The 25,141-nt window shown below is 61.2% G+C and carries 25 protein-coding genes; 9 read left to right on the plus strand and 16 right to left on the minus strand.

Going from position 1 to position 25,141, the window contains the following annotated elements; all coding sequences use genetic code 11:
* Positions 1-167: 167 nt before the first annotated feature.
* Positions 168-551 carry a hypothetical protein gene (locus CAF73_RS18825; RefSeq protein WP_085700948.1) on the minus strand — a complete coding sequence of 128 codons (384 nt, stop codon included), beginning with the start codon at positions 549-551 and terminating at the stop codon, positions 168-170.
* Positions 552-699: 148 nt separating this feature from the next.
* On the opposite strand from CAF73_RS18825, the gene CAF73_RS18830 reads away from it, so the two are divergent.
* Positions 700-897: a heavy-metal-associated domain-containing protein gene (locus tag CAF73_RS18830; RefSeq protein ID WP_007958490.1), complete on the plus strand. Its 198-nt coding sequence runs from the start codon at positions 700-702 to the stop codon at positions 895-897.
* A gap of 117 nt (positions 898-1,014) precedes the next feature.
* On the plus strand, positions 1,015-2,217 hold the full coding sequence (locus CAF73_RS18835; RefSeq protein ID WP_085703484.1) for a multidrug effflux MFS transporter: 1,203 nt from the start codon (positions 1,015-1,017) through the stop codon (positions 2,215-2,217).
* An 11-nt stretch (positions 2,218-2,228) separates the two neighbouring features.
* On the opposite strand, the gene CAF73_RS30225 is transcribed toward CAF73_RS18835, so the two are convergent.
* The 3 genes from CAF73_RS30225 to CAF73_RS18845 form a co-directional block, all read right to left on the minus strand.
* The gene (locus CAF73_RS30225; protein ID WP_170929797.1) at positions 2,229-2,402 is read right to left on the minus strand and encodes a hypothetical protein; all 174 of its coding nucleotides are present in this window, start codon (positions 2,400-2,402) and stop codon (positions 2,229-2,231) included.
* 166 nt (positions 2,403-2,568) lie between these two features.
* Positions 2,569-3,582, minus strand: a complete 1,014-nt coding sequence (locus CAF73_RS18840) for a zinc-binding alcohol dehydrogenase family protein (protein ID WP_085703485.1) — start codon at positions 3,580-3,582, stop codon at positions 2,569-2,571.
* Positions 3,583-3,614: 32 nt separating this feature from the next.
* Positions 3,615-3,908, minus strand: coding sequence for a putative quinol monooxygenase (locus tag CAF73_RS18845; protein ID WP_085703486.1), 294 nt, complete (start codon positions 3,906-3,908; stop codon positions 3,615-3,617).
* A 117-nt stretch (positions 3,909-4,025) separates the two neighbouring features.
* Between CAF73_RS18845 and CAF73_RS18850 the strand changes: the two genes are divergently transcribed.
* From CAF73_RS18850 to CAF73_RS18860, 3 genes are all read left to right on the plus strand, one after another.
* Positions 4,026-4,955, plus strand: a complete 930-nt coding sequence (locus CAF73_RS18850) for a LysR family transcriptional regulator (RefSeq protein ID WP_085700943.1) — start codon at positions 4,026-4,028, stop codon at positions 4,953-4,955.
* Positions 4,956-5,260: 305 nt separating this feature from the next.
* Positions 5,261-5,995, plus strand: a complete 735-nt coding sequence (locus tag CAF73_RS18855) for a helix-turn-helix transcriptional regulator (RefSeq protein ID WP_085700942.1) — start codon at positions 5,261-5,263, stop codon at positions 5,993-5,995.
* 126 nt (positions 5,996-6,121) lie between these two features.
* Positions 6,122-7,501, plus strand: a complete 1,380-nt coding sequence (locus CAF73_RS18860; protein WP_085703487.1) for an MFS transporter — start codon at positions 6,122-6,124, stop codon at positions 7,499-7,501.
* A gap of 49 nt (positions 7,502-7,550) precedes the next feature.
* Here CAF73_RS18860 and CAF73_RS18865 read toward each other — a convergent pair whose 3' ends face one another.
* The 3 genes from CAF73_RS18865 to CAF73_RS18875 form a co-directional block, all read right to left on the minus strand.
* On the minus strand, positions 7,551-8,504 hold the full coding sequence (locus CAF73_RS18865) for an adenosine deaminase (RefSeq protein WP_007958502.1): 954 nt from the start codon (positions 8,502-8,504) through the stop codon (positions 7,551-7,553).
* 80 nt (positions 8,505-8,584) lie between these two features.
* Positions 8,585-9,550, minus strand: coding sequence for an isopenicillin N synthase family oxygenase (locus CAF73_RS18870; RefSeq protein WP_085703488.1), 966 nt, complete (start codon positions 9,548-9,550; stop codon positions 8,585-8,587).
* A 72-nt stretch (positions 9,551-9,622) separates the two neighbouring features.
* The gene (locus CAF73_RS18875) at positions 9,623-10,696 is read right to left on the minus strand and encodes a BMP family ABC transporter substrate-binding protein (protein WP_085703489.1); all 1,074 of its coding nucleotides are present in this window, start codon (positions 10,694-10,696) and stop codon (positions 9,623-9,625) included.
* A 287-nt stretch (positions 10,697-10,983) separates the two neighbouring features.
* Here CAF73_RS18875 and CAF73_RS18885 point away from each other — a divergent pair, with 287 nt between their 5' ends.
* Positions 10,984-12,075: a calcium:proton antiporter gene (locus CAF73_RS18885; protein WP_085700937.1), complete on the plus strand. Its 1,092-nt coding sequence runs from the start codon at positions 10,984-10,986 to the stop codon at positions 12,073-12,075.
* Between the two features lie 138 nt (positions 12,076-12,213).
* Here CAF73_RS18885 and CAF73_RS18895 read toward each other — a convergent pair whose 3' ends face one another.
* The 3 genes from CAF73_RS18895 to CAF73_RS18905 all read right to left on the minus strand — a co-directional run bounded on the left by CAF73_RS18895 (position 12,214) and on the right by CAF73_RS18905 (position 14,829).
* Positions 12,214-13,572 carry an 8-oxoguanine deaminase gene (locus CAF73_RS18895; RefSeq protein ID WP_085703492.1) on the minus strand — a complete coding sequence of 453 codons (1,359 nt, stop codon included), beginning with the start codon at positions 13,570-13,572 and terminating at the stop codon, positions 12,214-12,216.
* Between the two features lie 183 nt (positions 13,573-13,755).
* Positions 13,756-14,442 (minus strand): SDR family oxidoreductase, encoded by a 687-nt coding sequence (locus CAF73_RS18900; protein WP_085701019.1) that lies wholly within the window; start codon positions 14,440-14,442, stop codon positions 13,756-13,758.
* Positions 14,443-14,478: 36 nt separating this feature from the next.
* Positions 14,479-14,829 (minus strand): MerR family transcriptional regulator, encoded by a 351-nt coding sequence (locus CAF73_RS18905; protein ID WP_085700934.1) that lies wholly within the window; start codon positions 14,827-14,829, stop codon positions 14,479-14,481.
* Between the two features lie 83 nt (positions 14,830-14,912).
* Between CAF73_RS18905 and CAF73_RS18910 the strand changes: the two genes are divergently transcribed.
* Positions 14,913-15,329, plus strand: a complete 417-nt coding sequence (locus tag CAF73_RS18910) for a hypothetical protein (RefSeq protein ID WP_085700933.1) — start codon at positions 14,913-14,915, stop codon at positions 15,327-15,329.
* On the opposite strand, the gene CAF73_RS18915 is transcribed toward CAF73_RS18910, so the two are convergent.
* The 6 genes from CAF73_RS18915 to CAF73_RS18940 all read right to left on the minus strand — a co-directional run bounded on the left by CAF73_RS18915 (position 15,326) and on the right by CAF73_RS18940 (position 21,714).
* Positions 15,326-16,252, minus strand: a complete 927-nt coding sequence (locus tag CAF73_RS18915) for an ABC transporter permease (RefSeq protein ID WP_085609257.1) — start codon at positions 16,250-16,252, stop codon at positions 15,326-15,328. The genes CAF73_RS18910 and CAF73_RS18915 overlap by 4 nt on opposite strands.
* A complete protein-coding gene (locus tag CAF73_RS18920; RefSeq protein ID WP_085703493.1) occupies positions 16,252-17,358 on the minus strand; it encodes an ABC transporter permease in 1,107 nt (368 codons plus the stop codon). The genes CAF73_RS18915 and CAF73_RS18920 overlap by 1 nt, the downstream gene beginning before the upstream one ends.
* Before the next feature lie 12 nt (positions 17,359-17,370).
* A complete protein-coding gene (locus tag CAF73_RS18925) occupies positions 17,371-18,921 on the minus strand; it encodes an ABC transporter ATP-binding protein (protein ID WP_085703494.1) in 1,551 nt (516 codons plus the stop codon).
* Positions 18,922-19,457: 536 nt separating this feature from the next.
* Positions 19,458-20,039 (minus strand): YigZ family protein, encoded by a 582-nt coding sequence (locus CAF73_RS18930; RefSeq protein ID WP_085703495.1) that lies wholly within the window; start codon positions 20,037-20,039, stop codon positions 19,458-19,460.
* A gap of 8 nt (positions 20,040-20,047) precedes the next feature.
* On the minus strand, positions 20,048-20,698 hold the full coding sequence (locus CAF73_RS18935; protein WP_085700929.1) for a TetR/AcrR family transcriptional regulator: 651 nt from the start codon (positions 20,696-20,698) through the stop codon (positions 20,048-20,050).
* 95 nt (positions 20,699-20,793) lie between these two features.
* On the minus strand, positions 20,794-21,714 hold the full coding sequence (locus tag CAF73_RS18940) for a LysR family transcriptional regulator (RefSeq protein WP_085690635.1): 921 nt from the start codon (positions 21,712-21,714) through the stop codon (positions 20,794-20,796).
* Between the two features lie 139 nt (positions 21,715-21,853).
* On the opposite strand from CAF73_RS18940, the gene CAF73_RS18945 reads away from it, so the two are divergent.
* Positions 21,854-23,203: an aspartate aminotransferase family protein gene (locus CAF73_RS18945; RefSeq protein WP_085700928.1), complete on the plus strand. Its 1,350-nt coding sequence runs from the start codon at positions 21,854-21,856 to the stop codon at positions 23,201-23,203.
* A gap of 76 nt (positions 23,204-23,279) precedes the next feature.
* Positions 23,280-24,773: a CoA-acylating methylmalonate-semialdehyde dehydrogenase gene (locus tag CAF73_RS18950; protein ID WP_011332326.1), complete on the plus strand. Its 1,494-nt coding sequence runs from the start codon at positions 23,280-23,282 to the stop codon at positions 24,771-24,773.
* The last annotated feature ends 368 nt before the right edge of the window (positions 24,774-25,141 follow it).

Below are 25,141 nucleotides of genomic sequence, written 5' to 3' on the forward strand. Positions count from 1 at the left end.
GCTGGCAAGGTCAAGCACCAGTTTCCGCTACCGGCTGCTCGCTTGTTCGCCTGATCGTTCCCACGCTCCGCGTGGGAATGCAGCCGGGGACGCTCTGCGTCCCAAAGCGTGACGCAGAGCGTCACAAGAGGCATTCCCACGCAGAGCGTGGGAACGAGCGGCAGGCCTTAGTAGCCGAGGCCGGTCGGCTTGAGGTACATGCCTTCCGCATTCATCGCGATGCGGAATTTCAGGATGTCGCCGGCATGCAGTTTGATCTCCTGCGAACCTGGCGCGAGCATGCCCGGGTTGCAACCCGGCATTTGCCCCGGCAGCAGTTTCAGGCGCAGCGAGACATTGCCCGGCGGCAGGTTGAACGAAGTGCTTTGCTCCTGGAACAGGCGCGCCGACAGTTGATCCTGGATGTACACGCCGATTTCGCACGAGGTCGCGACTTCCAGGCGCTCGCGGGAAATGATCAGCACCCCGTAATCTTCCCCGGCGGCATGCACCGAAGGGATCGCGGCAAAGAGGCTGAGTAAGCCAAACAGGCTGAAAGCTGACCAGCGCATGGCTGAATCTCCTGAATTCATGTCATTGATGCACGCAGCTTGGCCGAGCGCGGCGCCGATTGCCAGCCCGGCAGTTTTTTGCAGAACTTGACCTTGCCATTGTGGCAAGCCCGAGACTGCCGGCAACCTCACTCAAAGGAGTCATTCCATGCAAGTGTTCACTGTTGAAGGCATGTCCTGCGGTCACTGTGTCAAAGCTGTCACCCAGGCGGTGCAGAGCAAGGATCCGGCCGCCAGCGTGCGGGTCGATCTGGCGGCGAAGGAAGTCGGCGTCGAAAGTGCGCTGAGCGCCGAGCAAGTGATCGAGGCGATCAGCGAAGAAGGTTATGCGATCAAACTCGCCTGATCTTTTTAATAGTTAGCGAGCTACCGGAATGTTCAAGGCGTCCTCGCGCGGCTAGACTGTCGGGCTGCATAGTCAGTCCGACTGCCCAACCCAACCGCCGCCCGAACTGGACGCCTGATGAACTTCCGTACCCTTCTGATTCTCGGTGCCCTGACCGCTTTCGGTCCGTTGGCGATCGACTTCTATCTACCCGCCTTTCCAACCATGGCGCTGGCGTTCGGCACGGATGAGAAACACGTCCAGCTGACGCTGTCGGCTTACTTTTTCGGCCTGTCCATCGGCCAACTGGCTTACGGGCCGTTGGCGGATCGCTTCGGTCGGCGGATTCCGCTGCTCATTGGTCTGACGCTGTTCACGCTGGCGTCAGTGGCCTGCGCCTACGCACCGAATCTGGAATGGCTGATCGGCGCGCGGCTCTTGCAGGCGCTGGGCGGCTGTGCGGGGATGGTGATTGCCCGAGCGGTGGTCAGCGACAAATGCGATGCGGTGGGCTCGGCGAAAGTCTTCTCGCAACTGATGCTGGTGATGGGGCTGGCACCGATTCTGGCGCCGATGCTCGGCGGCCTGCTGGTGAACACGTCGGGATGGCAGTCGATCTTCCTGGTGCTGACCGGTTTCAGTGCCTTGGCCGGACTGGCGGTAGCCCTCGGCCTGCCGGAAAGTCTGCCGGCGCATGTTCCGCGTCAGCCGTTGTCTGGCGCCCTGCGTCAGTACGGCCGGTTGCTGACCGATCCGGTCTACATGGGCCATGCCCTGACCGGCGGCATCGCCATCGCCGGGATGTTTGCCTACATCGCCGGTTCCCCGTTCATTTTCATCAAATTGTATGGCGTACCCGCCGAGCACTTCGGCTGGCTGTTCGGTACCAACGCGGCCGGGTTCATTCTGGTGGCGCAGGTCAATGCGCGGCTGCTGGCCAAACGTGGCCCGGCCTTCCTGCTGTCGCGAGCGGTCTGGGTTTACCTGTGTGCCGGGCTGACGCTGCTTGCGGTCGGCGCCTTGCACACCGAAGCGCTGTGGCCATTGCTGATTCCGTTGTTCATCTGCGTGGCCAGCCTTGGTTGCATCAGCCCCAACGCGGCAGCGTGTGCAATGAACGGGCAGGGTGGTCGCGCCGGCAGTGCTTCAGCCTTGCTCGGCAGCCTGCAATTCAGTGTCGCCGCCGGGGCTTCGGCGCTGGTGGGGATCCTGCACGATGGCACCGCCGTGCCGATGGCCACTGTCATCAGCCTGTGTGGTCTGCTGGTGGTGTGTGCAGCGATGCTTACCCGGCGCATACAGAATGCCCGGGCGCTGGCAAAGGCGCAGGCTGAAATCTGAAGTCGAAAGCCTCAGCCGACAGCGCGCTGCTGGTCGGGATCGGGAATCTGATGGGGCGCGCGCAGACGCGCTTCGAGGGTGCGAGTGAAGGCGCGAGCTTCGGCCTCACTGCGGAAGGTCACGGCGTGCTGGTCGAGACGAACTTGCCACTGGGACTTTGCCACTTCTTTTATCAGGATCTTCATTGCTGACCTCCCGTACGTAAAAGATTGCATCGCAGAGGACTCGAGTGTAGTCCTGAATACGATCGCAATTGTGACAAGGGTCAAGCATCTGACTGACGGCAAAAAAACACCGCAGCCCCCGAGCCAGCCACATCAGAGGCTGAAGAAGGCTGCGGTCTTCCGAGTTTTAGAAACCTTCTAAAACAATTTTCCCCTTGGCCTTGCCGCTTTCCAGCAACTCATGGGCGCGGCGCAGGTTGCTCGCGTTGATCGTGCCGAAGTGCTCGCCGACCGTGGTTTTCAAGGTCCCGCTGTCGATCAGCCCGGCCACCCGGTTGAGCAGTTTGTGCTGCTCGATCATGTCCGCGGTTTCGAACAGCGAGCGGGTGTACATGAACTCCCAGTGCAGCGACAGGCTCTTGCGCTTGAGCTTGGTCGCGTCCAGCGCCTTCGGATCATCGATCAGCGCCAGCTTGCCTTGCGGTGCCAGGGCTTCGACCAGTTGGTCCAGGTGCTGGTCGGTCTGGGTGAGGCTGGCGACGTGGGTCACGTGGGCGACACCGGCGCGTTTCAGCTCTTCGCTCAACGGCTGGCTGTGATCGATCACCCGATCAGCGCCCAGTTCGGTCACCCAGTCGCGGGTCTCCGGGCGGGAGGCGGTGCCGATCACCTTGAGCCCGGTCAACTGGCTGGCGAGTTGGGTGAGGATCGAACCGACGCCGCCGGCCGCGCCGACGATCAGCAGGCTCTGGCCTTCATCGGTATTGCCTTCGCGAATCTGCAGGCGTTCAAACAACAACTCCCAAGCCGTGATCGCCGTCAGCGGCAGGGCGGCAGCTTCGGCGAAACCGAGGGTTTTCGGCATATGGCCGACGATCCGCTCATCCACCACGTGCAGTTCGCTGTTGCCACCGGCCCGGGCGATGGAACCGGCGTAGAACACCTTGTCGCCGGCCTTGAACAGGGTCACTTCACTGCCGACGGCCTTGACCACACCGGCCACGTCCCAGCCCAGTACCTTGGCGGCGCCGCCTTCGGGCGCGACGTTCTGGCGAACCTTGGTGTCGACCGGGTTGACCGAAATCGCTTTGACTTCTACCAGCAGGTCGCGGGGGCCCGCTACCGGTTCCGGCAATTCGATGTCTTGCAGGGATTTTTCGTCGCTGATCGGGAGCGAGGCGTAATAGGCGATGGCTTTCATGGAAATCTCCAACAGTGAATATAAGGAAGGCTTCAGGCAATGACGCGCAGGCGCTTGAGTTCGAAGTGTTCGAGGAACGCCTCGGCCTGGCTGCGGAAGTGCTGGATATGGGCGCTGGCATCGTGAGCCTGCAGGGCTTCGTCGCTGGCCCACTGCTCGATCATGTAGAAGGCCAGCGGATTGGCCAGGTCCTGGTGCAGTTCGTATTGACCGCAACCGGCTTCGGCGTGGGTCGGCTCGATCAGAGCGCGCAGGTGCTGTTCGAGGGCCTCCTGCTGGCCAGGTCGGGCGATCAGGGTGGCGATGGCGGTGAAAGGCTGGGACATGTTCGACTCCGGGACGGGATGAATTCGATGGATGGCATGATTGGCTATTTCTGCGGGAGATAAAACCGGCTAAAAGAGCAGTCTCTTTCAATATTTTTTTGATAATCGGGGCTGAGGATGCTGCGTTTCGATGACTTGCAGTTGTTTGTTCGGGCGGCGGATCTGGGCAGCCTGTCGGCGGCGGCGCGGGTGATGGACATGTCCGCCGCCGTGGCTAGTGCTGCGCTCAAACGGATCGAGCAGCAATTGGGCGCGCGGCTGTTGGCGCGCTCCACTCGTAGCCTGCGGCTGACGGCCGAAGGTGAAGGGTTTCTCGAATACGCCCGGGCGGCGCTGAGCAATCTCGATGAAGGCCGCCGCCTGCTGGCCAGCGGGCAGGATCAGGTCAGCGGGATTCTGCAGCTGTCGGCGCCCTCCGACTTCGGGCGCAACCTGCTGTTGCCGTGGCTCGATGATTTTCAGCGTGAACACCCGAAGCTGACGGTGCGCCTGCTGCTGGGCGACCGCATCGCTGACCTGTTTCGCCAGCCGGTGGACATCGCCTTGCGCTATGGCGAGCCGGAGGATTCGAGCCTGGTGGCGTTGCCGATTGCCCCGCACAACCGACGGGTGCTGTGCGCATCGCCCGCCTACCTGGCCCGGCACGGCGAGCCGCTGCATCTGGAACAGCTCGCTCAGCACAACTGCCTGCTTTATATGCTCGGTGGCCGGGTGCACGACCATTGGAGTTTCCACGACGGCAAGCGTGAAGTCGGCCTGACGGTCAGTGGCGACCGCTTCAGTGACGACGCCGATGTGGTACGCCTGTGGGCGGTGGCGGGAGCCGGCATCGCCTACAAGTCGTGGCTCGATGTGGCCGGTGATGTGCTGGCGGGGCGGCTGAAAGTGCTGCTGCCGGAGCTGCTCTGCGAACGCGCTCCGCTGAATCTGCTGTGCGCCCATCGCGCACAATTGAGTAAGCCAGTGAACCTTCTGAGGGAAATGCTCGCCAGCCGTTGCGCCGAATTGGGTAGCCGTTTTCCCGTTTTCCAGAAGTCTGACCATTAGTCGCAGGTAAATAGCGAAATTTCTCTCAGGAACAATCACCAGCCACGGGCACTCCGGCGCAGGACGCCGCGAGCAACCCGCTTATACTAACGGCCGCCTGTTGCCCGCACCAAAAGGCCGATGCGAGAACGATCAGACCGCAACCGGCCGGGTAGGGTCGAGGGTCGCGACAGTGCTGCGGTTTCCTTGCTGCGGCGCGCTGCCTCGCTTCGGCTCAAGGTATTTTGCGCGCCTTGGCCGACGACTGATTACTGGTCAAGATGTCTATGAGCTGTAGACGATACGATTCAACAGGGAGTGAATAGATGGAACATGCACCTTGCATCAGCCAGATCGCCACGTTGCTGGCCGATCCCAAACGCAGCGCAATGATGTGGGCGCTCATGGATGGCTCGGCGCGGCAGACCGAGGAACTGGCGTTGCTGGCGGGGCTTTCGCCGTCATCGGCCAGTGCGCATCTGGGGCGCTTGTCCGCTGGCGGTCTGTTGAAGGTCGAGGCGCGCGGTCGCAAACGCTTCTTCCGCCTGGCGGCTCCCGAAATCGGCGCAGCCATCGAAGCGCTCGCCAGCGCCACGTTGGCCAGCGCTCCGCGAGAAATCCCCGAAGTGTTCAAGCGTGCCTCGCCGGTCGTCAGACCCCAGGCGGCTCCTTCATCACTGCTGCGCGCAAGGTTTTGTGACGACCATCTGGGCGGAACGCTGGCCGCCGACCTGTACCAGCGCCTGCTTGATGCCGGATGGATCGAACAGCTTGAGCATCGAGTGGTAGTCACGCATAAAGGCTCGACACAATTGGCCGGGCGCGGCGTTTATATCCAGGCGCTGGCCCACCGCAATGCCCAGGTGGCGTGCGCCTGTCCGGACTGGAGCGAACGTCGCCCGCACATGGGTGGCTCGCTGGGAGCGGCGTTGCTGCAGTTGTTCATGCAGTCGGGCTGGCTGGTGCTGCCCAACGATTCCCGCGCCTTGCAACTGACGGCGGCGGGCCAGCGGGAAATTCATCGATTTGCCTGTGAAACCGAGCTGGAAATGGCGTTGTAGAGCGCTTTCCTCCACTGATTTGCTAGCAAGCGTCGCCAGCGGCTGCGAGCACGTCGCAACTGGCACAGGCGCGTCACCGCTATCGCGCACACTCGATCCGGGGACTTTTCGGATTGAGGAGGTGGCATGGACACGGGAAACTTCAGCGCGGCAGATCGACTGGAGCGTCTGCCAGTCAGCGGTTATCACCGGATCATCTTCATCATCATCGCCCTGGCGTTTTTCTTCGACTCCATGGATCTGGCGATGATGACCTTCCTGCTCGGCTCGATCAAAGCCGAGTTCGGCCTGAGCAGTGCGCAGGCTGGCCTACTGGCCAGTTCGAGTTTTTTCGGCATGGTGCTGGGGGCGTCGCTGTCCGGACTGCTGGCTGATCGGTTCGGTCGCAAACCGGTGTTCCAATGGAGCATCGTCTTGTGGGGGCTGGCCAGTTACCTGTGTTCCACGGCGCAGACGGTCGAGAGCCTGACGCTGTTTCGCATTCTGCTGGGGATAGGCATGGGCATGGAGTTTCCGATTGCCCAGTCCATGTTGTCGGAGTTGATCCCCGCGCAGCGTCGGGGTCGTTACATTGCCTTGATGGACGGTTTCTGGCCGCTCGGTTTCGTGGCTGCCGGGATACTGTCGTATTTCCTGCTGCCGTTGATTGGCTGGCGCGACATCTTCCTGGTGTTGGCGGTGCCGGCGGTGTTCGTGCTGGCGATCCGCTTTTTCATTCCCGAGTCGCCGCGCTGGCTGGAACAGGCCGGCAAGCATGACGCGGCGGACAAGGTTTTGCGCGGGATCGAAGCGCGGGTACAGGCCTCGCTCGGCGGTGCTGCATTGCCGGAGCCGGTTCGTCTGCCACGAAGCATGACCCCTCCGGGCCATTTCCTTTCGGCGCTCAAGCAGATCTGGTCACCGTTGTATCGCCAGCGCACGACGATGATCTGGAGCCTGTGGTTCTTCGCGTTGCTCGGTTTCTACGGCCTGACCTCGTGGCTCAGTGCGTTGTTGCAACAATCGGGTTTTGCCGTGACCCAGTCGGTGTATTACACGGTGCTGATTTCCCTCGGCGGGATTCCTGGCTTCCTGATGGCCGCCTGGCTGGTGGAGCGTTGGGGTCGCAAGCCGGTGTGCATCGTCACGTTGCTCGGCGGCGGGGTGATGGCGTTTCTGTACGGACAAAGCGCGGTGTTTGGCGGCAACGTGGCGCTGCTGATCGGCACGGGTCTGTTGATGCAGTTTTTCCTGTTCGGCATGTGGGCGGTGCTCTACACCTACACGCCGGAACTCTATCCGACCTCGGCGCGGGCAACGGGCTCGGGGTTTGCTTCGGCCATCGGACGCGTCGGCTCGCTGCTCGGGCCGTTGGTCACCGGGCTGGTGTTCCCGATCACCGGGCAGGGCGGGGTGTTTGCGCTGGGTGCGTTGTGCTTTGCGATCGCGGCGGCAGTGGTGTGGCTGTTCGGGATGGAGACCCGCGGCAAGACGCTGGAAGAGCTGACCGAAGCGGTCGTGCGCTGAGAACTGAAAAGCCGTTCGAACACGGGCATGTTCGAACGGCTTTGTGCCTTTACGGTTTTACCAATCGCGCATCCAGACTGTTCTGCGCCAGGCGTTTGGCCTGATCCTGGGTCATGCCCAGATGGGTGTGCAGCGCATGGAAGTTCTCGGTCACGTAACCACCGAAGTACGCCGGGTCATCGGAATTCACCGTGACCTTCACGCCGCGCTCGAGCATGTCGAGGATGTTGTGCTGCGACATGTGATCGAACACGCAGAGCTTGGTGTTCGACAGCGGGCACACGGTCAGCGGGATCTGCTCGTCGATGATCCGCTGCATCAGGCGCTCGTCTTCGATGGCGCGTACGCCGTGGTCGATGCGCTGGATTTTCAGCAGGTCGATGGCTTCCCAGATGTACTCCGGCGGGCCTTCCTCACCGGCATGGGCGACGGTGAGGAAGCCTTCGTGACGGGCACGGTCGAACACGCGCTGGAACTTGCTCGGCGGGTGACCCATCTCGGAACTGTCCAGACCCACCGCAACGAATGCATCGCGGAACGGCAGCGCCTGGTCGAGGGTTTTCTGTGCTTCGTCTTCGCTCAGGTGGCGCAGGAAACTCAGGATCAAGCCGCTGGTGATGCCCAGTTGCTGCTCGCCATCCTTCAGCGCGGCGGCGATGCCGTTGAGCACCACTTCGAACGGGATGCCACGGTCGGTGTGGGTCTGCGGATCGAAGAACGGCTCGGTGTGAATCACGTTCTGTTCTTTGCAGCGCAGCAGGTAGGCCCAGGTCAGGTCGTAGAAATCCTGGGAGGTGCGCAACACGTCGGCGCCCTGGTAATACAGGTCGAGAAATTCCTGCAGGTTGTTGAAGGCGTAAGCCTTGCGCAGGGTTTCAACGTCGCTCCACGGCAGGGCGATCTTGTTGCGTTCGGCCAGGGCGAACAGCAGCTCGGGCTCCAGCGAGCCTTCGAGGTGCAGGTGCAGTTCGGCTTTGGGCAGGGCGTTGAGCCAGTCGTACATATTCTTTTCTCATCAGGTGCAATGACGGCATTCTACAGATGCGCGCCGAAACAATTGGCAAAACCTGACCAACCGATCCATCACACCGCTTCCTGCTCCCGTCGATAGGCGTAGGTATCGGCGAAGCGCGACAGCAGGAACTCGGCGCAGGTGGTGGTCGGATATTTCGCCGGATGCTGTGCGTCCTGGCAACCGGGCAGGCACTCGATGCGGGTATCCGGATGCGGCTCGGCGAAGAACGGCATCGAGTAGCGATCCACGCCGAGCGGGCTGATGACCCGGTGCGGGGTCGAGCGATAACGGTCGTTGCTCCAGCGCGCCATCATGTCGCCGAGGTTGACCACAAAGGTACCTTCGATGGGCGGTGCGTCGATCCACTGGCCTTGGACGTTTTTCACCTGCAAGCCACCGGCCGCGTCCTGATACAACAAAGTGATGCAGCCGTAATCGGTGTGCGCGCCGGCACCTTGCTGCTCGGCGGAACTGGCGGTGTGGCGCGGCGGGTAGTGGATCATTCGCAGCACGCTGACCGGTTCATTGAAGCGAGTGTCGAAGAAGTCGCGCTCGATGCCCAGCGCCAGAGTCATGGCCCGCAACAGGGTTTGCGCGAGGGCCTGCATGTCGAGATAGTGTTGCTCCATCAGCGCTTCCCAGCCGGGCATCGCTGGATGACGGTTGGGGCCGCGCAAGGGTTTTTCCGCCAGCACCTCGGGATGATCGGCCGGCAGGTGCAGGCCCATGTCGAAGGTTTCCTTGAGGTCGCTGGGTTTGTCCGGGTCGAGTTGTTCGGTGGCAATGGCGCCGTAGCCGCGATGATGGACGGTCCGGGTGATGTCGATCTTGAGTTTTTCTTCTGCCGGTTGCGCAAAGAAGCGCTGCGCGTAATCAAGCAGGGCGGCGATGCGCTGCGCAGAAATCGGATGACCCTTGATGTAGAAAAAGCCCCATTCGCGGCAGGCGTGGTCGATCTGTTCGGCGACGGCGGGCCAGGCGTTCTGGTCGTTGGAGTAAAGCGGCGAGATATCGATGATCGGGAGTTGGTTCATTTCGAATGCTCTTTATTGATCGTTCCGACGCAGAGCGTGGGAACGATCAGGGTCAGGTCGGCGTCAGGTTGGTTACTTCGGCATCTCGGCCTTCATGCCTTCGACGTAGTAATTCATCGACGCCAGTTCGGCGTTGGTCGCGCTCACGCCCGCCGGGATTTTCTCGACCCCGGCCTGATCCTTGATCGGCCCGGTGAATGGTTGCAGGGCACCGCTCTTGATGTCGGCGATGATCTGCTCGGCTTCGGCCTTCACCGGTGCCGGCACCAGATCACTGATCGGCAGTTCGACCGTGCCTTCCTTCAACCCGCCCCAGTAGTCCTGGGATTTCCAGGTGTGGTCGATCACGCTCTGGGTCGCCTGAATGTAGTGCGGCGCCCAGTCGTTGACGATCGAGGTCAGCACCGCTTTCGGCCCGAAGTGCGCCATGTCCGAAGCGTAGCCCACGGCATACACACCGCGCCGTTCGGCGGCCTGGATCGGCGCCGGACTGTCGGTGTGCTGGAACACCACGTCCACGCCCTGATCGATCAGCGCGTTGGCGGCGTCAGCCTCTTTGCCCGGATCGAACCAGGAGTTGACCCACACCACTTTGATCTCCGTGCCGGGGTTGTATTTGTTCAGGGCCAGCTGGATGGCGTTGATGTCGCGGATCACTTCCGGGATCGGGAACGAGGCTACGTAGCCGATCTTTTTGGTCTTGGTCATTTTCGCGGCCAGGAAACCGCCGACATAACGGCCCTCGTAGGTACGAGCGAGGTAGGTGCCGAGGTTTTTGTCCTGCTTGTAGCCGGTGGCGTGTTCGAAGGTCACCTTGGGAAACTGTTTGGCCACTTTCACCGTCGGGTTCATGTAGCCGAAAGAGGTGGTGAAGATCAGGTCGTAGTTGTCCTTGGCCATGTTGCGGATCACCCGCTCGGCATCGGCGCCTTCGGCGACGTTTTCCACGTAGTTGGTGGTGATCTGTGTGCCGAGTTTTTCCGCCAGCGCCTTGCGCCCCTGTTCATGCTGATACGTCCAGCCGTGGTCGCCGATGGGGCCGATGTAGACGAAGCCGACTTTCAGTGGATCGGCGGCACTGGCGCTCAGGCTGAGGCCAAGGCCCATGGCGATGCACAGCAGTGTTTGCAGTGGACGTTTTTGCATGAACGCGAACTCCCTTTTGTTGTGTGTGGGGAGGGCAATGCAAAAGGCTGACCAAGCGGACAACAAATCGATTCGAAATCGCGGCGAGGCCTTTGCGGGCAAGCCCGCTCCCACAAAAAAACGCGATCCCTGTGGGAGCGAGCTTGCTCGCGATGAGGCCGGCCGGGCCGAAAAAAGTGCATGGCCGTACAGGGACGCCATCCACTGGTGCGCTAAGGTGTAACGAAACGTTAGCGCCGCCCCGCAGTCAGTAGCTCATTCGCACTCTTCGGCAAAAAAGGCCCGTCATGTTCACCATCCTCAAGCAAGAAAGCTTTCTGCTGTTGGCCGTCATCGCCGCCTGTGTTGCCTATCCGCTGGAGCACTGGTTGCTGCACAGCGGCCAGATCGTTGCCCTGACGGCCGGGCTGGTGCTGATCGCGTTCATCGTCGCCGCCTCGATGCGCGTCGCCCATCAGGCTGAACTGCTCGCGGAAAAAGTCGGCGACCCGTACGGCACGATGATCCTGACGCTCGCCGCCGTGCTGGTGGAAGTGGTGATCCTGGCGATCATGATGAGCAACGAAGCCTCGCCGACCCTGGTGCGCGACACGATCTATTCGGCGGTGATGCTCGACATCAACGGCATCCTCGGTCTCGCCGCGCTGATGGGCGGGATCAAGCATGGCGAACAGTCCTACAACGATGATTCGGCCCGCAGTTACAGCGTGATGATCCTCACCGCCATGGGCGTGTCGATGGTGGTGCCGGAGTTCATTCCCAAGGCCAACTGGAAACTCTATTCGGCGTTCACCATCGGCGCGATGGTGTTGCTTTATGCGTTGTTCCTGCGCATGCAGGTCGGGCCGCACAGCTACTTTTTCAGCTACAGCTACCCGGACAAACGCCGCAAGAAAGAGCCGGTGGAGCAGGAGCCGAAACCGGTCAGCCTGGCGCTGTCGATAGGCATTCTGGTGTTCGGTGTGGTGGTGATTGGCGCACTGGCGGAAGTGATGTCCAAGACCCTCGATCTGGGCCTGGAAGGGACGGGCGCACCGCCGGTGATCACGGCGATTCTGGTGGCGGCGATTTCGGCAGCGCCGGAGATTCTGACCGCATTGCGCGCAGCGTTGGCCAACCGTATGCAGTCGGTTGTCAACATCGCGATGGGGGCTTCGTTGTCGACGGTGATCCTGACGGTGCCGGTGATGGAAGCAATGGCGCTTTACACGGGGCAGCCGTTTCAGATGGCGATGACGCCGGTGCAGACGGTGATGATCTTCATCACGCTGATCGTCAGCGCGATCAACCTTAATGACGGTGAGACCAATGCCATCGAAGGCATGACCCACTTTGTGCTGTTTGCGACGTTCATCATGTTGTCGCTGCTCGGCCTCTGAGAGCGACCAGCACCGACAGATCGTTCCCACGCTCTGCGTGGGAATGCCGCAAAGGACGCTCCGCGTCCTACGCTGGGACGCAGAGCGTCCCTGTATGCATTCCCACGCGGAGCGTGGGAACGATCAGAGGGGGGGAGATCAGGTGCCGGCGATCAACTGCCGGGCCGCCTGGCTGTGATCGGCAATCAGGCCTTTGAGATCCAGGCCTTCAACCTGCCCGTCAACCACACGCCACTTGCCGCCGACCATCACCCGATCCGCACGATCCGCGCCGCACAACAACAGCGCCGAGATCGGGTCATGGCTGCCGGAGAAGCGCAGTTCATCCAGCTTGAACAACGCCAGATCCGCCTGCTTGCCCACCGCCAGTTCACCGATATCGGTGCGGCCCAGCAGGCTCGCCGAACCCTTGGTTGCCCAGCCCAGCACACGTTCCGGGGTGATCTTCTCGGCGCCATAACGCAGGCGCTGGATGTACAGCGCCTGACGCGCTTCGAGGATCATGTTCGACGCATCGTTGGACGCCGAACCATCCACACCGATACCGAACAACGCGCCGGCATCGGTCAGTTCGATGCTCGGGCAAATGCCGGACGCCAGGCGCATGTTCGAGCTCGGGCAGTGGCAGATACCGGTGCCGGCCGCGCCGAGACGGGCGATTTCGTCGGGGTTGAAATGGATGCCGTGGGCCAGCCAGGTGCGCGGGCCTAGCCAGCCGACGCTGTCCAGATAATCCACGGTGCGCAGGCCGAAGCGTTGCAGGCAGAAATCTTCTTCGTCGAGGGTTTCGGCGAGGTGAGTGTGCAGGCGTACATCAAGCTTGTTCGCCAGTTCGGCGCTGGCGGACATGATTTCCGGGGTCACCGAAAACGGCGAGCACGGCGCCAGAGCGATCTGGATTTGCGCACCGTCGCCACGTTCGTGGTACTCGTGAATCAGCCGCTGACTGTCGTCGAGAATCACCTGGCCTTCCTGCACGGTCTGCTGCGGCGGCAGGCCGCCGTCCTTCTCGCCGAGGCTCATCGAGCCACGGGTGAGCATGGCGCGCATGCCCAGTTCGCGCACGGTTTCGACTTGCACGTCGATGGCGTTTTCCAGGCCATCCGGGAACAGGTAATGGTGGTCGGCAGCGGTGGTGCAACCCGACAACAACAACTCGGCCAGCGCGACTTTGGTGGCGAGCGCGAGTTTTTCAGGCGTCAGGCGCGCCCACACCGGGTAGAGGGTTTTCAGCCACGGGAACAACGGCTGATTGACCACCGGCGCCCAGGCGCGGGTGAGGGTCTGATAGAAGTGGTGGTGGGTGTTGATCAGGCCCGGCAGGATCACGTGTTCACGGGCGTCGAACACTTCATTGCAGGGGGCGGAGGGTTGCTGGCCAGCGCCGAGCACTTCGGTGATCACACCGTCTTGCAGCACCAGGCCGCCACGGGCATCGAGACCGTTGGCCGTGAAAATGGCGAGGGGATTTTTTAACCAGATACGGGTCGCAGGCATTGTGGCCGGCTCCTCTGAAAGTTGGGTTCAGGGTTGCCAGCTCAGTGTTGCCCTGTCTGCTGATCCAGGGTCGCCGCGAAGGACGAGGTGCGGAGTTTCGAACAAAATGTTGCGACGGGCAAGCCCGACCCGACCAGACACCGGGATAACCCTGCGGGAGCAAACCCCCACAGGGTCCAGCGGTTACCAGGGAATGGTTTCACCCTTGTAGTTCACGAAGTGATGGCCGCCCTTTCCGGCAAACGCGCCCACTTGATCCACCAGGCCACGGGTGCTGGTCTCCACGTCGATGTCGGCGCCTTCGCCGCCCATGTCGGTTTTCACCCAGCCCGGATGCAGCGACAACACCGTGAGTTTCTGCTCGCCCAACTGAGTGACGAAGCTGTTGGTCATCGAGTTCAGCGCCGCCTTGCTGGCCTTGTACAGCGCCAGTTCCGGCGCGTCGGGCATGGTCACGCTGCCCAGCACCGAACTCATGAACGCCAGCACGCCGCTGCCGTCGCGAATCTGCCCGACGAAGCGCTGGGCCAGATTGATCGGCGCCACGGCGTTGGTGAAGAACAGCTGACCGACTTCCGCCAGCGTCGCGCCGCCCGGAGTCTGGACTTCAGGCCCCTTGACCCCGGCGTTGACGAACAGCAGGTCGAAGGTCTCGCCCTTGAGCTTCTGGCTCAGGGCGATTACCGCTTGCTGGTCATCCATGTCGAGTTTTTCGATCTGTACGTTACCCAGTGCTTTGAGCGCCTCGGCGTTGGAAGGATTGCGAACCGTGGCGGTGACTTGCCAGCCGTCGGCCAGCAGGGTTTTCACCAGTCCCAGGCCCAGGCCCCGGGAGGCGCCGATGATCAGTGCGTGCTTGGCAGAATTCAATGCGGACATGATGGGCTTTCCTCGAAAGTTGAAAGATCACGGGTTCAATGGACAGCGTTGACCGAGCCGATGCTGCAATTCGTGGCGCAGCTCGCCGAGTTCGGCGATGCGGGTTTCGACCAGCTTGAGTTTGTCTTGCAGCAGTTGCGTGACGGTGGTGTCGGGATTTGGCGATTGCCACAACGCGCCAACGCTGCTGCCGATCTCGCCGAGGGTAAAGCCCAGACGCTGTGCCGTTTTGATGTAGAGCACCAATTGCACCATCTCCGGCGGATAGTCGCGATAACCGTTGGCGCTGCGTTGCGCCGCGATCAATCCGCGCTCCTCGTAAAAACGCAGCGTGTCACGGCTGACATCGCAGGCCTGGGCCAATTCACCGATGCGCATCTTGCAGGTCTCGAAAGTGTTTGACCCTGGAGCATACTCCAGGCTTTACCGTGGTTGCTCCCTGAATTTTCGGAGCAAGGATGATGTGGACTTCAACGCAGTATCGGCAGTTGGTGCGCGGCAGCGCCTGGTATGACTTGATCGTGACGGCGGCGTTTGTCACACCGTGGAGTTTTGCTGTGTTGCATGGGTTGCTGACGGCACTGAGTCAGGCGCTGGAGCTGCCCGGCGAGCTGCCGCCGTTCGAACCGGCGCATCTGCTGATAGCCAATCTGTTTGGTTCGGTAGTGTGCTTGTGGGCGGTGCTGCGGATTCGTGATCCGCAGCCGGTTTATGGGCGCTATGACGCGGTGGCCCGGTTTCTGTTCGCCGCGTGGATGACGTATGCCCTGGCCCACGGCGCCAGTTCTTTGGTGGTGGGTTTCCTGGTGCTCGAACTGGCGTGGGGCATCGCTCAGGCGTTGCCGGTTCGGCCGCTGTCGCGAGCCGTCACGGTTTAATGCCCGGCCTGCCACGGCTGCCCCAGTGACACCGGCGCATACAGCCGCGTACGCACTGCATCCCGCGACAACAACACCAGCACCAGAATGGTCGCGACATACGGCAGCATCGCCAGCAAGCTCGAAGGAATCGCCAGCCCCAACCCCTGCGCCACCAGGTGCAGGATGCTGGCGAGTCCGAACAGATACGCGCCGAGCAACAGTCGCCACACCCGCCAACTGGCGAACACCACCAGCGCCAGCGCAATCCAGCCGCGTCCAGCGGTCATGTTCTCGGCCCACATCGGCGTGTACGCCAGCGACAGATAAGCCCCGGCCAGTCCGGCCATCGCCCCGCCGAACAATACGGCCAGGGTACGCACGGTCAGTACCGGCAAACCCATGGCACTCGCTGCGTCGGGATTCTCGCCGACCGCTTGAATGATCAGCCCGACACGGCTCTTCACGATCACCCAGGCTACCAGCGCAAACAGCGCGAACGACAGGTACACCAGCAGATCCTGGGCAAACAGCATGCGGCCGATCAGCGGGATTTCGCTCAAGTAAGGAATGGCCAGCGGCTCGAAACCGGCCAGCGGTTTGCCGACCCACGCTGCGCCGACAAAGGTCGACAGACCCACGCCAAAAATTGTCAGTGCCAGCCCGGTCGCCACCTGATTGGCGTTGAACACCAGCGCCACCAGGGCAAACAGCGACGACAGCAACATCCCGGCAAGCATCGCCAACACAACGCCCAACCAGAGGTTGCCGCTGTTGAACGCGACGATGAAACCGATCACCGCGCCAAACAGCATCATGCCTTCCTGACCAAGGTTGAGTACGCCGCTCTTCTCGCAGATCAATTCGCCCAATGCCACCAGCAGCAGTGGCGTACCGCAGCGCACCATGGCGTAGAAAATATTGCTCAACAGATCGATATCCATCACAACGCTCCGGCAGTTACGGCGGTGGTAGAAGTGCGCCGCACCCAGCGCAGGTTCAGGCGTGGCCGATAGAGGATCAGCACGTCACAGGCCAGCAGGAAAAACAGCATCATTCCCTGGAACAGCTGGGTGATCGCCTGTGGCAGATTCAACGTCATCTGCGCGCTCTCGCCACCGATGTACAGCAGCGCCATCAACAGGCTGGAAAACAGAATCCCGACCGGATTCAGCCTGCCGAGAAACGCCACAGTGATCGCTGCATAGCCGTAACCCGGCGAGACCTGCGGCACCAGTTGGCCGATCGGTCCGGTGACTTCGCAGACACCGGCAAGCCCCGCCAACCCACCACTGATCAGCAGTGCGAGCCAGATCAGACGTTTCTCGCGAAACCCGACAAATCCTGCTGCACGCTTGTCCAGCCCCAACACCTTGATCTGGAAACCGACGAAACTTTTCTGCAGCAACACCCACACCGTGACCAGCGCGAGCAAGGCGAAATACACGCCGATATGCGCGCGACCGTCCTCCATCAACAGCGGCAGGCGGCTGGCGTCGCTGAACATTGCCGACTCGGGAAAATTGAATCCGGCCGGGTCTTTCAGCGGCCCGTGCACGCAGAACAGCAACAGGTTCAGCGCGATGTAATTGAGCATGATGCTGGTAAGAATTTCGTTGGCGTTGAAGCGAGTGCGCAACCAGGCGGTGAGCCCGGCCCACGCGGCGCCGGCGAGGGTGCCTGTGAGAAGGATCAGCACCAGCGCCCAGCGGCTTTGCATATCAATGATGTTCACCGCCAGCGCACTGCCGGCCAGAGCGCCGAGCAGCAACTGGCCTTCGGCGCCGATGTTCCAGATCCGCGCCTGATAGGCCACTGCGAGGCCGAGTGCGCACAACAGGATCGGCAGGGTTTTGACCAAGAGTTCGGAAACGCCATACAGGTCACTGACCGGAGCGATCAGCAACGTGTGCAGAGTCTTCATTGGATCATGGCCAAGGGCGACGAACAGCAACGACCCGCAGACCAGCGTCAGCGCTGCCGCCAGTACTGGCGAGCACCACAGCATCAGGCGCGATTGCCGGCCACGGGGTTCAAGGGAAAGCAACATGGGAAAGCTCCGTTAAACCGTGGCCGGTTGTGATTGAGGGGTGTCGAATTGGCCGGCCATCCAGCCGCCGACGTCGCTGAGTCGGGTCAGCGCGGTGTCCTGCAACGCCGACAGACGCCCGCCGCACAGCGCGCCGAGGCGATCGCTGATCTGGAACAGTTCGTCGAGGTCTTCGGAAATCACCAGAATCGCCGCCCCGGCATCGCGCAGGGCAATCAGAGCGCGGTGGATGGTGGCCGCCGCGCCGACATCCACGCCCCAGGTCGGATGCGCGGTGATCAGCAGTTTCGGTTGCTGGAGGATTTCCCGGCCAAGGATGAATTTCTGCAGATTGCCGCCGGACAGGCTGCGGGCAGCGGTTTGAGTGTCCGGGGTTTTCACGCCGAAGCGCTGGATGATCGTTTCGGCGAGGGCTTCGACCTTGCCGCGCTCGATCAAGCCGTGGCTGACCAGGCCTTGTTGGAAGGCGGTAAGCAGGGCGTTGTCCGCCAGGCTCATGTCCGGCACCGCGCCATGCCCGAGGCGTTCGGCGGGGACGAACGCCAGACCGAGTTTGCGTCGCGCATCCGGGCGCAGATCGGCGACAGCGTGTTCTCGGAAGCGGATGGTTGACGCTGCGTTGTTGGGCAATGTCTGTTCGCCGCTGAGCAAGGCCAGTAACTCGTCCTGACCGTTGCCTGCCACGCCAGCGATGCCGACGATTTCACCGCTGCGCACCTGCAGGTCGATGTCGCTCAGTGAACAGCCAAACGGATCCGGGTTGTGCCAGTTCAATCCGCTGAGTTGCAAAAACGCCGCGCCGCCGGTGGCTTTCGTGAACTCGCCGATCAATGTCGCGGCGTCGCCCACCATCAATTGCGCCAGTTGCCGATCGCTGCAATCGGCCGGCACGCAATGCCCGGCAACCCGCCCGCCACGCAGCACCGTGGCGCTGTGGCACAAGGCGCGCACCTCACCGAGTTTGTGGCTGATGAACAGAATGCTGCAGCCCTCGGCCGCCAGCCGGCGCAGGGTGATGAACAACTCGTCGGCTTCCTGCGGCGTGAGCACCGAGGTCGGTTCATCGAGAATCAGCAGGCGAATGTCCTGCATCAGGCAGCGAACGATCTCGACCCGTTGCCGCTCGCCGATCGACAGGCTGTGGACAAGTCGCTGGGGCTCCAGCGCCATGCCGTATCGGCGCGACACTTCACGGATTTTCGCTTCAAGCTGTTTCGGCGAACCAGCCGCCGGGCCCATCGCCAGTGCGATGTTTTGCGCAACGCTCAAAGTCTCGAACAGCGAGAAATGCTGAAACACCATGCCGATTCCCAACTGCCGCGCCTGGGCGGGGTTGCGCATGGTCACCGGTTGACCCTGCCACAGCATCTCACCCGAATCGGCGTGGGTGACGCCGTAGATGATTTTCATCAACGTACTTTTACCGGCACCGTTTTCACCGAGCAGCGCGTGGATTTCACCGGGGGCGATGCTCAGGTCGATGGCGTCATTGGCGAGGCAACCGGGATAACGTTTGCTGATGTGGCGCAGTTGCAGGCGCGGTGTGGACGTGGGGTTTGGCATGGCAGGCTCGGGTCGCTTGGAGTTGTGCCTGTGGATAAAGCAATTTCCTGGCCATTGAGTCAGGAACGCAGGCGGCCGCTGTTTGCCAGCCTTTGGCGCAGAGCCTGTGAAGTAAGTTCGACGTCTTGTGCGGCACCACATGAGGGCAAAGCCGTTGATCAGGCTCCAGTTTTGCCCGCGCCTGGCTGATCAAAAAACGAGCAACCCCGTCCAAGCCATACAGAACCGGCGACTGCGCCAGCCATGAACGGCTTATCCACAGGTTGCTCCACAGTATTTGTGCGCAAGACAGAATCCCGGGCATAAGCACTGCCGGGCTTTCTTCTAAAGGCGATAAACAACGCTAAGCGATTGTTTTTACGTGAAATTGTTCGCCGGGTCAGCCGTTTGGACGAAAAGTGAGCAAATCCCGCAAAGCCACGTGACAGAAGGGTTACAGCAGCCTGTGCTCAGGTTATCCACAGCCGGGTGCACAGCGGATGTGGGCAAGTCACGGGCATAAGCAAACGGCTTGTGCCCCAAAACAGGACGAGGGCTCAACGCTGCAGCAGGATTCGTCCACGGCTCAGATCGGCCAACTGTTTCTGCAGCAGCTCGATGTGCGCTTCGCCCATGGCCAGTTGCAACTCGACACCATTGGCGGTGAAGTTTTCTTCCACCACCAATCCGCCCAGATCCGCAATCCGCAGCTTCACCATCGCCAGTTCGCCAAAGGCGCAGGCGCAACGCACGGGCACACGACTGATCAATTCGATCTTCGGCGCTGCTTGCAGGCATTTGTTGGCGCCGCCGCCATAGGCCCGGGCCAGACCGCCGGTGCCCAGTTGAATGCCGCCGTACCAGCGGATCACCAGCACCGCGACCTGATCGCAGTCCTGCGCTTCGATGGCCGCGAGAATCGGTCGACCTGCTGTGCCACCGGGTTCGCCGTCGTCGTTGCTGCGGTACTGATCGCCAAGTTTCCACGCCCAGCAATTGTGCGAGGCATTCAAGTCGCTGTGTTGCTCGATGAAGGCTTGCGCCTCAGTGGGGCTTGCGATCGGCGCGGCGAAGGTGATGAAACGGCTTTTGCGAATCTCTTCGCGAAATTCGCAGAAGCCGCTGAGGGTGAATGGCATAAAACGACTTATATGGAAGAAGTGAGGCCGCAGCCTTTGAGGATGATGCGGATCAGATTGTTGCCGGCGTCTTCCATGTCTTGCTTGGTCAACTTGCTGCGACCGGTCACCCGGCAGATCTGGGTGGCGAAGTCGGCGTAATGCTGGGTGCTGCCCCACAACAGGAAGATCAGGTGCACCGGGTCGACCGGGTCCATTTTGCCCGCGTCGATCCAGGCCTGAAATACACTGGCGCGGCCCTGAAACCAGGCGCGGTAATCCTGGTTGAAGTATTCGGTCAGGCATTCGCCGCCGCTGATCACTTCCATCGCAAAGATTCGCGACGCTTGCGGCTGGCGCCGGGAAAATTCCATTTTCGCGCGGATGTAGCGGGTCAGCGCTTCGGCCGGATCGTCTTCGGCCGTCAGGGTGTTGAAGGTGCTGTCCCACAATTGAAGGATGTTGCTCAGCACCGCCACGTACAGACCCAGCTTGTTGGTGAAGTAGTAATGCAGGTTCGCCTTGGGCAGCCCGGCCTTGGTGGCGATGGTGTTCATGCTCGTGCCTTTGTAACCGTGACGGGCAAACTCGTCTTCGGCGGCTTTGATGATGGTCTCTTCGTTCTTCTGACGAATGCGGCTGGCGGGTTTGCCGCCGTGAGCGGGGACTTCAAAGGTCATAGGCACTTCCGGGTTTGTCTGTGGGGTGCAACCAGTTGCGTTGATAGCGCAACCGTCGGCGCGGAACAAGCCCCGGTCGAATAAAACCCCGGTCATCAGCGGGTGGCGGCCAGGCTTTCGAGAAAGCTTTCCAGTACCAGATGCGGGCGACGGCCCTTGCGGGTGACCGAGGCCAGGCTCAAGTCGTAGAACCGCGTACTGGCCTTGAGCGCGCGCAAGCGACCTTGTTGCACCCAGAGGCTGGCGTAGTGATCCGGCAGGTAGCCGATGTAGCGCCCGGTCAGAATCAGGAACGCCATGCCTTCACGGTCGGAAGCGCTGGCGGTGCAATTGAGGGCCTGATAGTGCGCCTGGATCTCCGCCGGCAAACGGAAGGTCGGGGCAATGGCGTCCTGACTGTTGAGGCGCTTGTCATCCAGCTGTTTATCGTCGACATAAAACAGCGGATGACCCACTGCGCAGTAGAGAAGTGAACGTTCGCTGTACAGCGGCTGATATTCCAGTCCCGACAACGCACTGGCCTGCGGCACCACGCCGACATGCAGGCGTCCGTCGAGCACGCCTTGCTCGACTTCGTTGGGGGCGATCATGCGAATCTGGATCTGCACGTCCGGCCCGCGCTCTTTCAACTGCGCGAGCGCGTGGGTGATGCGCATGTGGGGCAGGGTGACGAGGTTGTCGGTCAGGCCGATGATCAATTCGCCGCGCAAATGCTGGTGCAGGCCGTTGACCTCGGTGCGGAAACTTTCCAGCGCACTTAAAAGCTGCAGCGCCGATTGATAGACCTCGCGACCCTCCTCGGTCAGCGAGAAACCCGCGCGCCCGCGTTGGCACAGACGCAGTCCGAGACGCTGCTCCAGATCGCTCATCTGCTGGCTGATCGCCGAGCGACCGATGCCGAGCACGGTTTCCGCCGCCGAGAAGCCGCCGCACTCCACCACGCTGCGAAAAATCCGCAGCAGACGAATGTCGAAGTCACTGACCTGGGCCAGTGGATCGGGGCGGCGGCTGCTCATGCTGTTGTTCTCATTGTTTAGCAGAGTTCTAACTGAAGGTTAGAAGAGTTGAATTTCACCGACTTTATCCGCGTGGCAATTTAGCTGCAACAACGCTTTTTATCTCTCTGAAGCTTATTGCCCTGCGAGGTTTTGCCCGATGAACATGCCTGAAAACGCGTCGTCGCCACTGGCCAGCCAACTGAAGCTGGACGCGCACTGGATGCCGTACACCGCCAACCGCAACTTCCAGCGCGACCCGCGTTTGATCGTCGGAGCTGAAGGCAGCTGGCTGATCGACGACAAGGGCCGCAAGGTGTACGACTCGCTGTCCGGTCTGTGGACCTGCGGTGCAGGGCATACCCGCAAGGAAATCCAGGAAGCGGTGGCCAAGCAGTTGGGCACTCTCGATTACTCGCCGGGCTTCCAGTACGGCCACCCGCTGTCGTTCCAGTTGGCGGAAAAAATCACCGACCTGACGCCGGGCAACCTGAATCACGTGTTCTTCACCGACTCCGGTTCCGAGTGCGCCGATACCGCGGTGAAAATGGTCCGTGCCTACTGGCGCCTGAAAGGCCAGTCGACCAAAACCAAGATGATCGGCCGTGCCCGTGGCTATCACGGCGTGAACATCGCCGGCACCAGCCTCGGCGGCGTCAACGGCAACCGCAAACTGTTCGGTCAGGCAATGATGGATGTCGATCACCTGCCGCACACTTTGCTGGCGAGCAATGCGTTCTCCCGTGGCATGCCGGAGCAGGGCGGTATCGCGTTGGCCGATGAACTGCTGAAGCTGATCGAACTGCACGATGCGTCTAACATCGCAGCGGTGTTCGTCGAGCCTATGGCCGGTTCCGCTGGCGTACTGGTTCCGCCACAGGGCTACCTCAAGCGTCTGCGTGAAATTTGCGATCAGCACAACATCCTGCTGGTGTTCGACGAAGTGATCACCGGTTTCGGCCGTACCGGCACCATGTTCGGTGCAACGACTTTCGGTGTGACTCCGGACCTGATGTGCATCGCCAAGCAAGTCACCAACGGCGCGATCCCGATGGGCGCGGTGATTGCCAGCTCCGAGATCTACCAGACTTTCATGAACCAGCCGACCCCGGAATACGCTGTGGAATTCCCGCACGGCTACACCTACTCGGCGCACCCGGTGGCTTGCGCCGCGGGCCTGGCGGCACTCGACCTGCTGCAAAAGGAAAACCTGGTGCAGAGCGTGGCCGAAATCGCACCGCATTTCGAAAACGCCCTGCATGGTCTGAAAGGCGCGAAGAACGTCATCGACATTCGTAACTTTGGTCTGGCCGGTGCGATCCAGATCGCGGGTCGTGACGGCGACGCCATCGTGCGTCCGTTCGAAGCCGGTATGGCGTTGTGGAAAGCCGGGTTCTATGTGCGCTTCGGCGGCGACACGCTGCAGTTCGGCCCAACTTTCAACAGCAAGCCGCAAGACCTTGATCGTCTGTTCGACGCGGTCGGCGAAGTGCTGAACAAGCTCGACTGATTTTCCTTCTATATAGCTACGCCAATGGCAGGCGCCTCTTGCGGGCGTCTGTGCACAAGAATTCAGGAGTTCCCCGATGAGCGTTATCCCGCATTTGATCAATGGCGAACTGGTGACCGAGAACGGTCGCGCGGTCGATGTATTCAACCCGTCCACCGGTCAGGCAATCCACAAGCTGCCGCTGGCCAGCCGCGAAACCATCCAGCACGCCATCGATGCCGCCAAGGCTGCATTCCCGGCCTGGCGCAACACGCCACCGGCCAAGCGTGCTCAGGTGATGTTCCGTTTCAAGCAACTGCTGGAGCAGAACGAAGCGCGCATCGCACAGTTGATCAGCGAAGAACACGGCAAGACTCTGGAAGACGCTGCCGGTGAATTGAAACGTGGTATCGAGAACGTCGAGTTCGCCTGCGCAGCGCCGGAAATCCTCAAGGGCGAGTACAGCCGCAACGTCGGCCCGAACATCGATGCCTGGTCCGATTTCCAGCCGCTGGGCGTAGTGGCCGGCATCACCCCGTTCAACTTCCCGGCGATGGTGCCGCTGTGGATGTATCCGTTGGCGATCGTCTGCGGCAACTGCTTCATCCTCAAGCCATCCGAGCGTGATCCAAGCTCGACCCTGCTGATCGCGCAACTGCTGCTGGAAGCCGGTTTGCCGAAGGGTGTGCTGAGTGTCGTGCATGGTGACAAGACTGCGGTGGACGCGCTGATCGAAGCGCCGGAAGTCAAAGCGCTGAGCTTTGTGGGTTCGACGCCGATTGCCGAATACATCTATGCCGAAGGCACCAAACGCGGCAAGCGCGTTCAGGCGCTGGGCGGGGCGAAGAACCACGCGGTGTTGATGCCGGATGCGGATCTGGACAACGCGGTCAGCGCCCTGATGGGCGCGGCTTACGGTTCTTGCGGCGAGCGCTGCATGGCGATTTCTGTAGCCGTGTGTGTGGGCGATCAGGTGGCGGACGCACTGGTGGCCAAACTGGTTCCACAGATCAAGGCGCTGAAAATCGGTGCCGGCACTTCTTGCGGTCTGGACATGGGGCCGCTGGTTACCGGTCAGGCACGCGACAAGGTCAGCGGTTACGTCGAAGATGGCGTGGCGGCGGGCGCGACCCTGGTAGTCGACGGTCGCGGGCTGAGCGTTGCCGGTCATGAAGAAGGTTTCTTCCTGGGTGGCTGCCTGTTCGACAATGTCACTCCTGAGATGCGCATCTATAAAGAAGAGATCTTCGGGCCGGTTCTGTGTGTCGTCCGGGTGAACAGCCTGGAAGAGGCGATGCAACTGATCAACGATCATGAATACGGCAACGGTACTTGCATCTTCACTCGTGATGGTGAAGCAGCGCGTCTGTTCTGCGACGAGATCGAAGTCGGCATGGTCGGCGTCAACGTTCCATTGCCGGTGCCGGTGGCTTACCACAGCTTTGGCGGCTGGAAGCGTTCGCTGTTCGGCGACCTGCATGCTTATGGTCCGGATGGCGTGCGCTTCTATACCCGTCGCAAGGCGATCACCCAGCGCTGGCCGCAGCGTGCGAGCCATGAAGCTTCGCAATTCGCTTTCCCTAGCTTGTAAGTAGAAGGGCAGTGCAAAGAAGGCCGACCTATTAAGGTCGGCCTTCGCGTTTCGGGGCTTTTTTGACCGATATGACAGGTTTGTGAAAATAAGTGTTGACGGCAGATTCTGAGTCTCTATAATTCGCCCCACTTCCGGCGCAGTCGAAGCGGAAAACTCCTTGAGATTCAATGAGTTAAGCAGGTTTCGAAGGCGGGCCGCTTCAGTTCATCGAAGCCTGGAAGGCGTTGGAAATGCCGGTTTGTTGGGGCGCTTTCAACGGTTCGATCTTCTCGGTCGAAAGCGAAGAAAAAGAGGTGTTGACAGCAGCGTGTAACGCTGTAGAATTCGCCTCCCGCTAACGAGAGATCGGAAGCGCAAGTGGTTGA

Source organism: Pseudomonas sp. B15(2017), assembly GCF_002113215.1.
Classification (GTDB): domain Bacteria; phylum Pseudomonadota; class Gammaproteobacteria; order Pseudomonadales; family Pseudomonadaceae; genus Aquipseudomonas.